This window comes from Flavobacterium sp. ACN2, assembly GCF_002303885.1.
GTDB lineage: Bacteria > Bacteroidota > Bacteroidia > Flavobacteriales > Flavobacteriaceae > Flavobacterium.
Window position 1 is genome coordinate 349,949 of record NZ_MRCM01000003.1, and the last position, 16,114, is coordinate 366,062.

Consider the following 16,114-nt stretch of genomic DNA (forward strand, 5'->3'; position numbering starts at 1 on the left):
TTGTTTTTGGTTGCTTAAAGCAAAAAAGGCATTTCTTTCAAAAAGAACAATGTTCTTTAGGTAATTCACTGAACCCTAAAATGTTAAATTCTGGCATCTTAGGCCGAAATTTTAAAATGTTAAAATTCCGTACAAAAATATTTAAATTAGCCTAATACACAAGGTTATAATTTATTTCTTTTTATAAAATATTAACAAATTTTAGAATTATTTTATAACAAATCGAGCATAATCGAATTTAAACGTTAAAACGAATGAAAAACCCGACGAACAGCACTTTCACCATCAAAGAAGCTTTACAAAAGCTAGAGCACTTTTGTGCTTACCAAGAGCGGTATCATGATGAAGTTGTGGCTAAATTATACAGCTTAAAAATGACTCGTGATGAGATTGATACTGTTGTGGTCCAGCTAATTGAAGGGAATTTCTTGAACGAGACTCGCTTTGCTTGCAGCTTCGCAAGAGGCAAACACAGAATTAAACATTGGGGTAAAATCAGAATTACAAATGAATTGAAAGCAAGAAATATTTCTTCAACTAATATTAATTTGGCTCTGAAAGAAATTTCTTCTGAAGAATATTTTGAAACTTTTGAAAATCTTGCGGAAAGATCTTGGAATTCTATTTCTGAAACCAATCTTCTCAAAAAACGTAAAAAATTTTGTGACTACCTGCTCCGAAGAGGTTATGAAAGTAATTTAGTTTACGAAAAAGCAAAAGAATTAGAAGAGAACTAAGTTCATTTTCAGCACTACAAAAAAAAGAATATTTGCAACTTTCTTAAAATTCTTAAAATTTCCCTACCCCTTTTGAAAGACTTAAAAACCACATTCTCTTCAGTTATAAATTATTCCGTTTTTGAAGAATTTATCGCAAATCTGACGTTTTTTAGTCTAAAAACTCAAAAAGTAGTCTTTAAAAACCTCATATTTTGCGAATATTCTTATAATATTTTTCATGATTTTATAAGAATATTTGCCGAACATTAAAATTTTTAATGTAGTTCATCGACTATTTTAACAATTCATCGATTAAATGGGGGTTCCCAAAACCCTAACAAATTCTAGCTCGTAGATGTATATATCTTTGCGCGGTTCGAAAAGTCTTATGCCAGCATAACAAATTGATAGAAAACATTTAGCATGAAAAAAACTTTACTTTTACTTTTGTTTTTATTGCCTTTTTTGGGAGTTTCTCAAGTTAATTTAGTCAAATGGGATGATCCATCTGGCGCTACAACTGCCAGTGTTACCCCAGCATACAGTAATGCAGTATCTGCTGAAGACCTAAGCTGGAATGGAATCGCATTTAATCCTTCACAATGGGAAGGTTTTAAAGGAAGTTCTTGGCCATTTTCTTTTAGCATAGATGAAAATAAATACTTTCAGGTTACAGTATCTGCTAAAACTGGATACAAAATAAAGCTTGGAGCTTACAATTTTACCTACAGAGGAGACGGTAATTTGTATGTAAAAAGGTATCAAGTACGCTATTCTAAAGATAATTTCGCTACTAGCACTTTATTACTTGACGAACCAACTCAAGCTGGCAAAGTAAACAAGTCAATAGATTTATCTAAAATAACTCTTTACGCTGGAGAAAAATTAACGCTTCGTATTTACGGTTACAAATTACAATCGGGTAAAGACAATAATTCGCCTTTATTCTTAATCAATCGTAATACTGCTACAGAAGCAGGAAACACAAGCCCAACAATTACTGGAACAGTTTCTGCTTATGATCCAACTGTTTTAAATGCAAATGATGATCTTGTAACTACACAAGAAAAACGTGCTATTTCATTTAATCCGTTGACGAATGATACTAATACCGCTGGTGCAACTATAACTTTTACGCAACCATCAACAGCCGAAGGAACAGTTAGCAGAAATGGAAACATCTTTACATTTACTCCTGCAACAAATTTTAAGGGAACATCAACATTTACTTATACACTAACAAATGGAGCCAGAACCTCTACGGCCAATGTAGTTGTATATGTAACAGATCTAAGTCCAAAATTAATTATTTGGAATGGCATATTAGCTCAAACAAAAGCAGTTGTAACCGACCCTAACATAATTGGAAATGATATTACTGGAACTGGGTTTGAATTTATTACCAACAGCAACCCTGACTATTTTAACGTTAAAAAATTAGAAAACGGAGGTTCAACAGCATTAACATTGAACAGATATGTTCAAATGAGTATTACACCAAAAGCAAATTATAAATTAACTCTTACCCAATTCAATTTTATATATAATTCTCCATCAGGATCTGAAGGCGCTTCGATGTTTGAGGTACATTATTCAACTGATCCGACTTTCCCTGGCGGAGGAACAATTCTTTTGGGTCCAACAGCAACAGTAAAAGGGGTCGATACTCCAGTTACTGCAAGTTTTCCAACAGGAACAACTGTTTCAAGCAAAACGAATCAGACATTTTACATCAGAATATATCCATATGCTGTTCAAAATATATCTAACGGATATTTTAAAATAAAACATGATTACGGTGGAGAAGTTGGACCAACTCTTACTGGTATTGTTGAGCCTTCAAACTTAATTACTGCTAATACAGATACTGCAAATACAAATTCAGCCACCGCTATTAATATTCCAATTTTAGCAAACGATGAAAATTACACTCCATTAGCATCCATTACAGCTACACAACCAACAACGGGCGGATCTGTTGCGGTTAATGGCACAACAAATGTTACCTTCACGCCAACAACTGGTTTCGTTGGAACTACAACTTTTGAGTATACTATCTCGAATGGAACAAATTATTCGACAACAACCGTAACTGTAAACGTTACTGCTCCACCATGTACTGTAACAGCAGATCCAACAGTGTTTGGGCTAGATAAATGGAATGGATATGTATACAAATATCCAAAGGACAATCCTGTTCCAACTATTGGTTACAATGAAATGCCTAACCCTGCAATTGCTACTTATGTTGGAACTGTAACTGAAAATAAAAACTTCGACAGAGATGTTGATAGTGGAGCTATTACTGGTCTAACTCCAAATTTTCCTTGCGAAGCCGCACCTTCTGACTACTTCTTCGTACGTTACAAAATGCGTACAAAAGTTACGGAAGCAGGACTTTATAATTTTATGATAGGGGGAGATGATGCGGTCAGATTATATATTAATAATAAAATCGTTTTAGAACGATGGGGCGGAGGAAGTTATGCTGTTAGATCTAGTTTGCTTGAACTAGAAGCAAACAAAGATTATGATTTTGTTCTGGAATATTATGAATTAGGAGGTAATGCTAGAGCTTCTTTTTCGTTTGGTTTAACCAAGGGAGACCCAACAGTATTTGGGGATAAGGTTTGGAATGTTTACGGCTACAACAATAATGATATAACATTAAAAACTGCGGGTTATGCGGGTTATTATGTAGATCCTAATCCAAATGCAAATTCACAAGCATTCTGGCCAACAAGCAAATCACCAGCTGTAGCAAGTAATTGGCAAGGAGCACCAATGCCAAATGATAATTTTACAGTAGTTTCTAAACGTAGAGGGTTTTCTTGTGGACAGTATCAAATACAAGTTGCAAATTATGATGATGATCTTCAAATTTTTGTAGACGGTGAAGATGTTTTCTACAAAACAGGAAATACGGATACAGCTGTATTAGTACAAAATGGAAGGATTTTTTCTTTCGGCAGTAAAACCGAAATAGAAATTCGTTTAAAAGAAAATGCAGGTGGAGCTAAATCTTCTGTCATTTTTATAAATGTTCCAAATAATGGAAATGGCAGCTCTTTAGTAATAAGTGAAGATACTATACTAAAGTCAGATCTTACGGTTTGTTCTTGTACAATTAACGATGGAATTAAATTAACCGTTCCAAAAGATGTTACGTTAACTGTTGATGAAAATGTAACCATTGGTACTGGAGGAAAGCTTTTAATTTTAGACGGAGGATCATTTCTTCAAACTTCTACAAGTAAAAATATGTTTACAGGAAGTAATACTGCTTTTGAAATTCAAAGAATAACCGAAATTCGTCGTTTTGATTTAACGTATTGGTCATCACCAGTAGACAATCCAGATTTTAAAATGAGTACTTTGTCTCCTGAAACTTTATTCGATAAATTTTTCTATTGGACTTCTGATTTCAAATGGGCAACTGATTTGTACGGAAAAAAGACAATGGAACCTGGAAAAGGATACAGCATTAGAGGACCACAATCTTTTGATACTCAAAACCCTTCTAACTTTACTGGAAAATTCTATGGAAAACCAAACAATGGAAATATTTTGATTCCAATTACAGCTGATAAATACCATTTTGTTGGAAACCCCTACCCATCTGCTATTGATGCTCGAAAATTCATTAGAGATAACGGAGAAGTTGGACCTTTATATTTTTGGACACACGTTTCGTCTCCAAAAAAAGAGAACGGAAGCAATACTTACACGTACAGCAGTCCAGATTATGCAGTGCTAACATTACTAGGATCAACAAAAGCGACAACGGGTGGAGAAGAGCCTTCAGGATATATTGGAGTAGGACAAGGTTTCTTTATTAAACCAAGAGTGACTTCGGTGACTTTTACCAATGAGCAACGTGTAAAAGCACAAAACACGCAATTTTACAAGACGTCAGCCAAAGAAACTGAAGTTGAAGTAAATCGTTTGTGGTTGAATTTAAGTAATACCGAAGATGCCTTTAAACAATTGCTAGTTGGTTATGCAGAAGGAGCATCAAACAGTTACGATCATAACTTCGATGCAACTACAATGTCTGGTAATTCTTTTATCGATTTTTACACTATAAATGAAGCTAAAAAACTAACTGTTCAAGCAAGAGCTTTACCTTTTGACAATACAGATACTGTTCCTCTTGGTTATAAAACAACTGTGAGTGGCGCACTTACAATCTCGATAGATCATGCAGATGGATTTTTTAATAAGCAAGCCGTTTATCTAGAAGATAAAACAACAGGGATAATAACAGATCTTCGTGCTTCAAATTATACTTTCCAAACAGCTGCAGGAACTTTTACAGAGCGTTTTGTATTACGTTATACCAATAAAACATTAGGTACAGATGATTTTGAAAATGTAGAAGATGGAGTTTTAGTTTCGATAAAATCAAAAGTAATAAATGCAGTTAGCGGATCTGAAAACATTAAAGAAGTACAGATTTATACTATAGGCGGACAATTGCTTTACAACAAAAGCAAAATCGAAGCAAAACAAATACAGATTACAAATTTACATTCTAGCAATCAAGTTTTACTAGTAAAAGTAATTCTAGAAAATGGTCATGTAGTCACGAAGAAAATCATATTTAATTAAAAAACAAGAAACCCATCGTAATGATGGGTTTCTTGTTTTTATTCTTCTTTTAACTCGTCTATTACTTTTTTGATCTCTTTGGCGTATTTTCCATAAAACTTTTGAACCCACCATTCTAAAGAAATTCCCATAGAAAGTATCGTAAAAACAATGATAGCAAAAAAACCAAATAACTGTCCGTTAGTAAATTCGTGATTTAATAAACCTGATTTTTCAGAAAGGCCGTAAAAATAAAAGCCCAATAAGTACACAACGATAAAAGGAGTCAGAGAGAAACCAAATGTTTTATACAATTCCATATTCAGTCTAATATCAAAATACGTCTCATACAAACTGTCTTTTGTTTTCAATGTTATTGCATTCAATCTTTTAAAAAAGAAATATAATTTTAATAAGTAGTAAACGCAAACAGCCAAAAACAAGCTATAGATTAAATAATACAAGAAAATCATCTGTGCATTAAAATGACAAATTATCGGAATTGCTGCCATAGAAATTATGGACAATATTTGATAGATAAATTCATTTTTTAGATTTGTTCTGATTTTGTCTAATGGTGTATTAGCAGACTGAATCTTTTCTAGGTTTGACGGCAGAACAACATTTTCAGGTTTTTCGTTATTCCATGCATTTTGTATGTCGTTAAAATCCATATCCTTGTTTTTTAATAATTTCTTTTAATTTTTCTTTGGCTCTATTCAGTTTCACTCTAGCATTCCCTTCAGATATTCCAAGATTATCTCCTATTTCTTTATGAGAGAATCCTTCTAGTTGATAGAAAATGATAGCCTTATCTATTTTTTCTAGTTTCTGTACCGCTTTGTAAAAATGATCCAACTGGCTTTCTTTTATATGAGAATCTCCTTCATCCTCTTTGACATTTTCTGAAGCGATTTCATATCTGTCCACCTTCCGTTTTTCTTTCTTCAAAAAGACAATTGCCGTATTTACTGCAACTCTATACATCCATGTCGAAAACTGGCTTTCATTCCGAAAAGATTCATATGATTTCCAGAGTTGGCATACAATCTCCTGAAACAAATCCTCTTGATCATCAGAATTATCCATATACATCTTAGAAACTTTATACAAAATTCCTTTATGGCTTTCTATTCGATTTAAAAACTCTTGTTCCTTCTCTTTCAAAACAGCTTTAGTTCATTACAGGTTTTACAGTATATCCTTCTTTTCTCAATAAATTAATAACTCCATACTCACCTCCTAAATGCGCTGCACCAACAGCGATAAAAACACCATTTTGCTTTAGTAACTCTGGCATCTGTTTTACCCAATTTAAATTTCTATCATCAAGAATCTGCTTTTTAGTTTTTTCACTTGTAAATCGTTTATCTGTACTAAATGCATACATCGCTTCAATGTTTTCTTTTTTGTAGGCATCTACCAATTCCACCGTTTCTTCAGGAGTCGATTCTTCTAGAAGTGCCAGCATTTCATCATTAGAATAAGCCTTTTCAAGAATTTCGAATTGAGCTTTAACAGACTCTAATCCCGTAATAGAAACATTTCTTTTTTTGGCAGCATCAGAAAATTTCATTTCATAAAACTTCAAATCTGTACAACCAAAACTCTTCATAGAAATCAGGCTCAAAACTGTCACAAGACTAAAACTGTCTACTTGCTGTACCGACATTCCGGTGCTCTTTTTTAAAATAGAATCTAATTTTGTAAGTTGTTCTGGTGTTAGCTTTTTACTCAAAGGTTCTTTTCCCATTGCCAATTGCTGCATTTGGCTCATTTCGTTCGGATCGGTAAAGTTGATTTCTAAAAACAATTTATCCGATTTCTCAAAAGCATTTTTGGCTTTTTCAGATAAGAAATAGTCTTTTGAACAGATCATATGAATTGTTCCGTATAAATAAGAAGATTTCTGAAGCCCTTTTCCTGAAACCTCCCAAAGAAGAGAATTTTCCAGTTTTGAAGTTTTGCTTTGAGCTGAAATGTCATTACAAACAAAAAAGAAGAATATAAGTAAAGTTGCTATAAATTGAAATCTGGTTTTCATGATTTAATATCGTTTATTTGATTACAGCTTGTAAGTAATCGAAAAAACAAAACGTTACAAAAAACTTTACTCTTTTTTCAAATTTAAGTCTTGAAAAATCAGAATCTAAAAAACAAAATCTCTAACTAATTCCAAAACCTGATTAATTTCTTGCTGCGAATTATAACTGTGAATGCAAAAACGAAGTCGTTCCTGATTTTCTGGAACAATTGGCGAAACAATTGCCTGCACATCGAATCCTTTATTCTGAAGTTCTTCTGCCAATTTTTTGACATTTTCATTGCCTGGAACAATTGCAGAATGAATTGGAGATTTACTGTGAACGAACATTGGTTTTAAACCCAGCAAATTTTTCTGCTGATTAAAGAATACAATATTCTGGCGAAGCTTTTCAATCGCCCCTTTTTCGATTTCCAACTGCTGATAAGCCATAAAAATTGTTGCTACAACATGAGGCGACAAAGCGGTTGTAAAAATAAAACTGTGTGCAAAATTGATTAAATATTCTCTAAGTTCAATACTTCCTAAAATTGCCGCTCCTTGAGATCCTAAACCTTTTCCAAAAGTTACGATTCGGGCAAAAATTTTATCGTGAAGTTTCAGATACTGAGTAAGTCCCTCTCCTTTTTCTCCAAAAACGCCCAAAGCGTGAGCTTCGTCAACAATTAAATAACAATTGTATTTTTCTGAAAGCTGTATCAACTCTTCTAAATTTGGACTATCTCCGTCCATAGAAAAAACAGTTTCGGTTACAATATAAATTGTGCTATCTGGAAATTTAAGAATGTGTTTTTCTAAATCTTCAACATCATTGTGAATATAATGATGCGAATTTGCTCGAGACATCGCGATGCCATCTTTTATAGAAGCGTGACACAATTCATCATACAAAACAACATCATTTTCTTGCGGTACAGCGCTAAAAAATCCTAAATTGGCATTGTATCCCGAATTGAAAATTAAAGCCGCTTCTGCTTCATGAAATTGAGCTATAAAGCTTTCTGCAATTGGATAAAGAGAATGGTTTCCTGAAGTTAATCTAGAACCCGTTGCTCCATTCTGAAAAATCTCATTTTCTAGCAAATAAGCATGAGTGTGTTTGAATAAAGTTTCCGATTTAGAAAATCCGATGTAATCATTAGAAGAAAAATCAATTAGATTATTAAACACAGGAAGTTTTCGAAAACTATTTTCCTGTTTACAACTTTCTAATTTACGATTAAGATTTTCTGGCAGCTTCATAAAACCAAAGTTAGGCAATTCATTTTAGAATTAACAAAACAGCGGATTATATGAAATCCGCTGTTTTTCTAATTTAAATGGCACTAATAAAAGGCGATTGTCTACTATAGTTTGACTCGATCATTTCTTTTACCATAAACTTCGAAATATCAAAAGCCGAAATTTTTTCGCCCAAACAATCTTCGAGATTTACAGCGATTTTAGAACTTTCATCAGAAAAAATAATTAAGGGAACACGAACTTGCGTCCAATCTATTTTACTATCAACCAAAAGATCATAGGTTAATTGTCGGTCTTTTTGGATTTCGGGAAAATTCGTTTTCATCCAATCGGTTGCCATAATTGTCTTTGGGCTCTTCTTATCAAATGGAGTATCGATATTTAACCCCGCCAATAAAACATATCTCTCAATACCGTTACGTTTCATGGCATTCAAAACATTCTTCGTTGCCTGACTGGCAACCATAGGCTCGCCTGGCCGCTGACCAATAGTACTGACCACTGCCTGACAATCTTTAAGTAATAAGTTTATCGATTCTTCATTAATAGCATCACCTTTAATGATTTCTATTTTTGAGTTTTGAATGGTAAAATCGTCGGGATTTCTCAATAGAAGTTTTACGCTAAATCCGTTTTCTAATAACTGTTGTACAAGATACTTTCCAGTTCTTCCGCCGCCGCCAAGAACAGCAACTTTTGATATATTTTTCATATATATTCTTTATAAAATTTGACATAAGAATGTTGCTTCATTGTCTAATTATGAAGCAAAACTGCAAAAGCTTACTAAGCTTTTACTATTGATCGAATATTTTATAAAGAGATTTTAATAGTTCAAAAGTAATAAAATAAAAAAAGCCAGACAATACTGTCTGGCTTTCCTGCTTATTTTGAAATTGTCTTAGTCAACTAAAACAATTATCTTATTGTTTTTCATTTCGATTGTTCCTGACTTAATCTCTAAAGTATAAGTTTGGTCATTAACTCTCGTAAATTTATCAGCAGCCTCTTTAGAAAAATTGAAGCTTGGAGCTGCAATTTTAATTGTTCCCTCTTCTAAGATAGAAACAATTGGCGCGTGATGATTTAAAATCTGAAAACTTCCATTAACTCCTGGCAAAGTAACCGATGTTACCTCTCCTGAAAATAATTTCGCTTCTGGTGATACTATTTCTAAAATCATAACCGTTTTTTAAAATTCCAAATTATAAAATTCCAAATCCCAATCTTGGAATTTGGAATTTTTATTTTTTTGATTTTATCAAGCTCTGCTTGATTATTATGCTTCAGCTAACATTTTCTCTCCAGCCTCGATTGCATCTTGAATAGAACCTTTCAAGTTGAAAGCTGCTTCTGGAAGGTGATCTAACTCACCATCGATGATCATGTTAAATCCTTTGATAGTATCTTTAATATCAACTAATACACCTGGGATACCTGTAAATTGCTCTGCTACGTGGAATGGCTGAGACAAGAAACGTTGTACACGACGTGCTCTTGCTACTGAAAGTTTATCCTCTTCAGATAACTCCTCCATACCAAGGATCGCAATGATATCTTGTAATTGTTTGTATTTTTGAAGAATTTCTTTTACTCTTTGTGCACAGTCGTAGTGCTCGTTTCCTAAAATTTGAGGAGTTAAAATTCTTGAAGTAGAATCTAACGGGTCAACCGCAGGGTAGATACCTAACTCAGCAATTTTACGAGACAATACAGTTGTCGCATCTAAGTGGGCGAAAGTTGTAGCCGGCGCCGGGTCAGTTAAGTCATCCGCAGGAACGTAAACCGCTTGTACAGATGTAATAGATCCTTTGTTTGTAGATGTAATACGCTCTTGCATAGCACCCATCTCTGTTGCCAAAGTTGGTTGGTAACCTACTGCAGATGGCATACGACCTAAAAGTGCCGATACCTCAGAACCTGCTTGAGTAAAACGGAAGATATTATCAACGAAGAATAATACATCTTTACCTTGATCAGATCCAGCTCCATCACGGAAATACTCAGCGATAGATAATCCTGAAAGTGCCACACGTGCACGAGCTCCAGGTGGCTCATTCATTTGTCCGAAAACGAAAGTAGCTTTAGACTCTCTCATTCCTGGCATATCTACTTTAGATAAATCCCATCCTCCATTTTCCATAGAGTGCATGAAATCATCACCGTATTTAATAATTCCTGACTCCAACATCTCACGAAGCAAGTCATTTCCTTCACGTGTTCTTTCACCTACTCCAGCGAATACAGAAAGTCCACCGTGACCTTTTGCGATATTGTTGATCAACTCCTGAATCAATACTGTTTTACCAACACCAGCACCACCGAACAATCCAATTTTACCTCCTTTTGCGTAAGGCTCAATCAAATCGATTACTTTAATACCTGTGAATAAAACTTCAGATGAAGTTGACAAATCTTCAAATTTAGGAGCTTGTCTGTGAATAGACAAACCGTTCTCTCCTGTTTTTGGCAAGTTTCCTAAACCATCAATTGCATCTCCAATTACATTAAATAATCTTCCATATACGTCTGGACCGATTGGCATTTGGATTGGATTTCCTGTTCCAACTACTTCATATCCTCTAGACAAACCGTCTGTAGAGTCCATAGATATAGTACGAACAGTGTTTTCTCCAATGTGAGATTGTACTTCTAGAACTAAGATAGTTCCGTCTTTTTTAGTGACTTCTAGTGAATCATAAATTTTTGGAAGTTCAACATCCTTACCGTTGAAAACTACGTCAACTACTGGTCCAATGATTTGAGCAACTTTTCCTATTACTTTTGACATTACTTATGTATTTATTAAATAGCTATTTAGGTTTATCGAAAATACCTCTTTTTTCAGAGCGCAAAGATAATTTTTTAAAATATAAAATCAATTTTTTTTTCATAAAAAATAGCATGATTTTGTTTGATTCATAAAACTTGGCTAAAAAATAACAAAAACAGCATTTTTTTATTAAATAAAAAAAACCGCTTCATTGGTAAAAATGAGCGGTTTTAAGGTTAAAAATAGTTATACATTATAATGTAGCTGGAAATAGAACTTGATAATTACCAATATCTACACCTTTTAAGTTAGAACCATACTTAGCATTAATCGCTTGGATAAATTTATTAGCAATAAAAGCATATCCTCTTGGAGATGGATGAACACCATCTAAAGAAAACATACCGCCAGTAACAAATGTCGCTTTTAATGTAAAGCTGTTCATTGTAACTCCGCTTGGTTTGTTTAGATCATCCATAATTGTTTTAGCATCAACCATTGCCAAGCCATTTGCTTCAGCCGCTGCTTTAATTACAGAATTATATGCCGTAGTCGCCACTTCAATCTCTGCCACTTCAGAAGGCAATAAAACATATCTGTCTGGCAACGGAAAAGTAATTCCTAATTGAGAGAGTGAAGCCGAAGGAGAAGCAATTCCGTCAGCAGCTACCGATGGAACTTTTCCAATTCTTGATGAAGCTCCTAAAACAATTAAATCTGTAGGAAGCGCTTGTCTTGCTCTTCCAAAAATCATTCCCATTGCCGTAGCAGTATTAACATCTAATCCGCCACCCATTAGCACTGCTTTTAAATTGGCCGACAAATCCGGCAACGTTTCATCTACTATTAGCAACGGATTATTCCCTGTTGCAGATAAAAGTTTAATTCTATCCCCTTGCCCTAAAAATTTCAATGCATTACTCAATGGCCCATACAATTGCGCATTTAAAGTACCAACCATACTCGCTCCTCCAACTGTTAAATTAGCCTGAGTAAGCTGATTGTATGCTATCACATGAAAATGAGGAAGAGTGGTAATATTCGGCAAATTAGCTATAACTCCTTTTCTTCCGCCAGCAACAAGCTGAGCCACTAAACCTTTATAAGCCGCCTCAAAAGTCGCAGGAGGCGTTAATGGATTTACGGTAGGATCTCCACCTGCAGTAGCATATCCTAACTCATCATTCCCTCCAATCCATAAAGAAAAGAAAGTAGGGTTTTGACTTAAAGCATCGGCCAAAACAGTTGTTGTCGCGCTAGATGCAAAACGAGCAAAATAAGGATTTGCCGTTCCTGTAGCAACACCTGCAACATTACCATAACCAGGAGCAAGCAAATGGAAGCTTTTTGCTCCAGGAACTCCTAAATTATTAAATGTTCCTGACAAATGAGCCGTCACCTCAGTTGTTGGCACTCCCGTAACTGGCACAGGCGTTCCATTAAAATATAAACGTGGTCCAGCAACAACATTTCCTCCCAAAAGCAAACCGCCGATATTATCATTTGCAAAAGGTGTTTTGAATTCGCCCCCGCCCACTAGAGCAAATTGTTGCGCTAAAATATTTGGATAGGCTCCTTCTTGACCTTTAATAAACAAAGCATTATCACTAAATCCTGCCGCAAAAGAATCTCCTAAAGCAACATATTTGGCAAAATCAGCACTTCCAGAAGTCAAAGGCTTACCATCAGACGACTCCACTGCAGGAGTCACATCATCATCACTATTACAAGCCATAAAGGTTAACGAAACCAATAAAAGCCATTTGAAATTTTTTATCATAATTTATAATTTTTTATAATTATCTGCTTCCAAATCTGCATCGAGAAACATAAATAATGAATTTGACTAAGAGTTAAACAATCAATTATGGATTAATAGTCCAAGAAGCAAAATACTGCTGTCCGATTAATCCAGCTCCAATTACTTGATAGTATTCTTTACCGCCAATATTAGCAGCTCCTAATTTTACTACCGATTTCAATTTCGGAATTCCATAATTAATCTGAGCATCAATTACAGTTGCCTCTTTAATTATACCATCAGCAAAACCAGCCTGCCATAAATATTCACTATTCCATCTTCCGCTAACATTAAATCCGAAATTCTTAAACAGCTTATCATTTCCAATTGACATTTTAATTCTATGTTTTGGCGTATTAAATCCAGGCTCAAAACTTGGGTCTTTTGCTTGATCAAAATCAAACTGAGCATAGTTGTAGCTCACTCCCAACTCAAAGTTTGAAATAATTTTTCTAGAAAGTCCAATTCCAAATCCCAATGAATTTATTTCTACATCTGAATTTGTATACAATTGATACGTTCTATATTCTCCATTCTGAAGCGCTCTAATTGACTGAACACCTGGATCAGAAGTTCCTGCAGCAATGTTAGGATTATCTTGAGCGGTTCCGTAGAAAGGAGAAACCACATTTAAATTACCAATAAAATTGTTGTAAATATTATAGTACCCATTAATATCTATTGATGTCCCTTCAAAAACAGAACGGTATCCTAACTCAAAAGCTTTTACTTCTTCTGGCTTTACATAATTAGCTCTAGATTTTTTCAACAACGCAGCAGCACCAACTGGATCTGTTCCTGCCATTGCAGAGAATGCAGTTACTGAACTTGCTATATAAGAATTCCCATAAGCATCGTTACCATTCATAACTTTTGTTGGACTTCCTGTATAAAGTTGGCCTTCTGCACTTAAATTGAATGTTTCATTAAATCTAGTTAAGTTATCAGGAGCAGAACCCAATAATACTGCATTTCCGATATTAAATCCTATGTACTGATCTTGAGTTGTTGGATTTCTAAAACCTGTTTGGAAAGACCCTCTGAAATTATGATTTCTTTTTTCACCTGCAGAATACACAAGAGATAAACGTGGAGAGAAATTACCATCAAAGTTTTTAGATTTATCATAACGAAGAGATCCTGTAAACTTCAATCTGTCGTCCATAAATTTTTTCATCAATTGCGCATATGCACCATATTCATTGTAATTTATCTGACTATTAGCATCCGTATAAATTCTTCCATGAGAATTTAACTCATAGGCTCTAAAAGATCCTCCAACTTGAATTTCAGCAAATTTTATTACATCTCTGAAATTATAATTTGCATCTGAGTGATACATTTTTGAATTATCCACCAATCTTGATCCAGTTAAAACATCCGGATCATTTATAACCTGATTGAACGCATTGTTAAACTGAGGCGTTCCTGGTAAAAAACGACCTGTATCTGCTGTAGATCTAGCCGCTGCATGTGCTTGTTGCGGATTCATTCCTGCCAAAGTCCCTTGTATGAAAGCCCCAGCATATTGACCAAACCAAGTATTATCGTCTTTCCATTTTCTATTTACATTAATACCGGTAAAAATCATATCATAAGAATTTCCTCCATCCTCTCCAGTCATGTAACCTCTTACAAAAAAGTTTTTCCCTTTAAGCTCTAATTTATTCTGATACATAAAAAAGTTATTCAAATAATACCTGTTTGCCCCTTGATAAACAGCATTACCAGTACCAATTTTACTCTGCCAGATAACTTCCAACCTTTCATCTCCAAAAGGCCTTGCATGCAAAGAGAAATCAACTTTCATATTCGCCGCTTTATTATCTGTCAAATCAATTTCATTATACCCTGTTCTACTAACCATAGAATTCGGCAAAAGATTAGATGCCCCAGCTGGAATCAAACCCATTGCTTCTAACTTCTGACCAACACCTTTAATATTTGTAGCCGCTTCATCTCCATAAACGTTAATCCCATCATAACTAGGGTTTGTTCTATCAACACCCTCTCTTGTCTTGTCATTATAATTTGTAGCATACCAATCAGTAGCCTGCATGTAAGTAATGTTTGCTTTAGCTGCAATATATTTATTAAAAGCGCGAGCAAATCGAACACCAAAATCATAATAGCCATTTGTACCAGCAGCTTCTTGAGAAGTTACCCCATACTTTAAATAAGCCGAAACCCCTTGATCTACAAACGGGCTTTTACTAGTCATAAACAAAATCCCGTTAAAAGCATTAGCTCCGTATAGAGCAGATGATGCTCCCGGAAGCAATTCCACACTTTGAACATCAATTTCCGAAACTCCAATCATGTTTCCTAAAACAAAATTCAATAACGGAGACGAATTATCCATTCCATCTACTAGCTGCATAAAACGAGTATTCGCCACAGTAGCAAACCCCCTAGTATTTATAGACTTGAACGACATACTACTTGTGTTCATCTGCACTTCTTTCATATTTTCTAAACCATCATAAAAAGAAGGAGAAGCAGTTTTTTTGATTTCCTGAACCCCCATTCTCTCAATGGTTACAGGAGACTCCAGAACTCTTTCTGGCGTTCTTGATGCAGAAACTACAATTTCATCCAATTTTGTTTCTTCATCTTTTAAAATCACATTTACTTTTTGATTTGCAGCCGTTACGTTTATCGTTTTAGTCTCAAATCCTACCGCTGTAACTTTTATAGAAAAAGGAAGTTTAGCATTAGTAGTCAATTTAAACGATCCATCGAAATCAGTAGAAGCACCACTATTTTCTCCGACAACAACAACATTAGCACCAGGGATAGATTGCTTATTAGCATCTGTAACCGAACCAGTAATTGTATTCTGCGCAAAGGACACTCCGCTGAATAACAACATAATTAGCAAGTAGACTCTCATTTTGGGTTAGTTTTTCGTTAGTATATATAGCCAAAATAAGAAAATATTTTAA

General features: G+C 34.5%; 11 protein-coding genes. 2 read left to right on the plus strand and 9 right to left on the minus strand.

The genetic code is table 11. From position 1 onward, the window contains the following. The first annotated feature begins 254 nt into the window (after positions 1-254). Positions 255-737, plus strand: a complete 483-nt coding sequence (locus BSF41_RS05420) for a regulatory protein RecX (protein ID WP_095928493.1) — start codon at positions 255-257, stop codon at positions 735-737. A gap of 405 nt (positions 738-1,142) precedes the next feature. Next, a complete protein-coding gene (locus BSF41_RS05425) occupies positions 1,143-5,330 on the plus strand; it encodes an Ig-like domain-containing protein (RefSeq protein WP_095928494.1) in 4,188 nt (1,395 codons plus the stop codon). A gap of 38 nt (positions 5,331-5,368) precedes the next feature. On the opposite strand, the gene BSF41_RS05430 is transcribed toward BSF41_RS05425, so the two are convergent. The 9 genes from BSF41_RS05430 to BSF41_RS05470 form a co-directional block, all read right to left on the minus strand. Further along, complete coding sequence (locus tag BSF41_RS05430; protein ID WP_095928495.1) at positions 5,369-5,983, minus strand: hypothetical protein; 615 nt, start codon at positions 5,981-5,983, stop codon at positions 5,369-5,371. Then, complete coding sequence (locus BSF41_RS05435) at positions 5,973-6,476, minus strand: RNA polymerase sigma factor (protein ID WP_095928496.1); 504 nt, start codon at positions 6,474-6,476, stop codon at positions 5,973-5,975. Before BSF41_RS05435 ends, BSF41_RS05430 begins: the two co-directional genes overlap by 11 nt. A 7-nt stretch (positions 6,477-6,483) precedes the next feature. Next, positions 6,484-7,353 carry a TraB/GumN family protein gene (locus BSF41_RS05440; protein WP_095928497.1) on the minus strand — a complete coding sequence of 290 codons (870 nt, stop codon included), beginning with the start codon at positions 7,351-7,353 and terminating at the stop codon, positions 6,484-6,486. A gap of 105 nt (positions 7,354-7,458) precedes the next feature. After that, positions 7,459-8,595 carry a pyridoxal phosphate-dependent aminotransferase family protein gene (locus BSF41_RS05445; protein WP_095928498.1) on the minus strand — a complete coding sequence of 379 codons (1,137 nt, stop codon included), beginning with the start codon at positions 8,593-8,595 and terminating at the stop codon, positions 7,459-7,461. A 73-nt stretch (positions 8,596-8,668) separates the two neighbouring features. Further along, a complete protein-coding gene (locus BSF41_RS05450; protein ID WP_095928499.1) occupies positions 8,669-9,307 on the minus strand; it encodes an NAD(P)-dependent oxidoreductase in 639 nt (212 codons plus the stop codon). Between the two features lie 189 nt (positions 9,308-9,496). Continuing rightward, a complete protein-coding gene (locus BSF41_RS05455; protein ID WP_095928500.1) occupies positions 9,497-9,778 on the minus strand; it encodes a F0F1 ATP synthase subunit epsilon in 282 nt (93 codons plus the stop codon). 96 nt (positions 9,779-9,874) lie between these two features. Next, a complete protein-coding gene (gene atpD / locus BSF41_RS05460; RefSeq protein WP_095928501.1) occupies positions 9,875-11,386 on the minus strand; it encodes a F0F1 ATP synthase subunit beta in 1,512 nt (503 codons plus the stop codon). Between the two features lie 235 nt (positions 11,387-11,621). Continuing rightward, positions 11,622-13,148, minus strand: a complete 1,527-nt coding sequence (locus BSF41_RS05465; RefSeq protein WP_095928502.1) for a G-D-S-L family lipolytic protein — start codon at positions 13,146-13,148, stop codon at positions 11,622-11,624. An 85-nt stretch (positions 13,149-13,233) separates the two neighbouring features. After that, positions 13,234-16,062 carry a TonB-dependent receptor domain-containing protein gene (locus BSF41_RS05470; RefSeq protein WP_095928503.1) on the minus strand — a complete coding sequence of 943 codons (2,829 nt, stop codon included), beginning with the start codon at positions 16,060-16,062 and terminating at the stop codon, positions 13,234-13,236. Between the last annotated feature and the right edge of the window lie 52 nt (positions 16,063-16,114).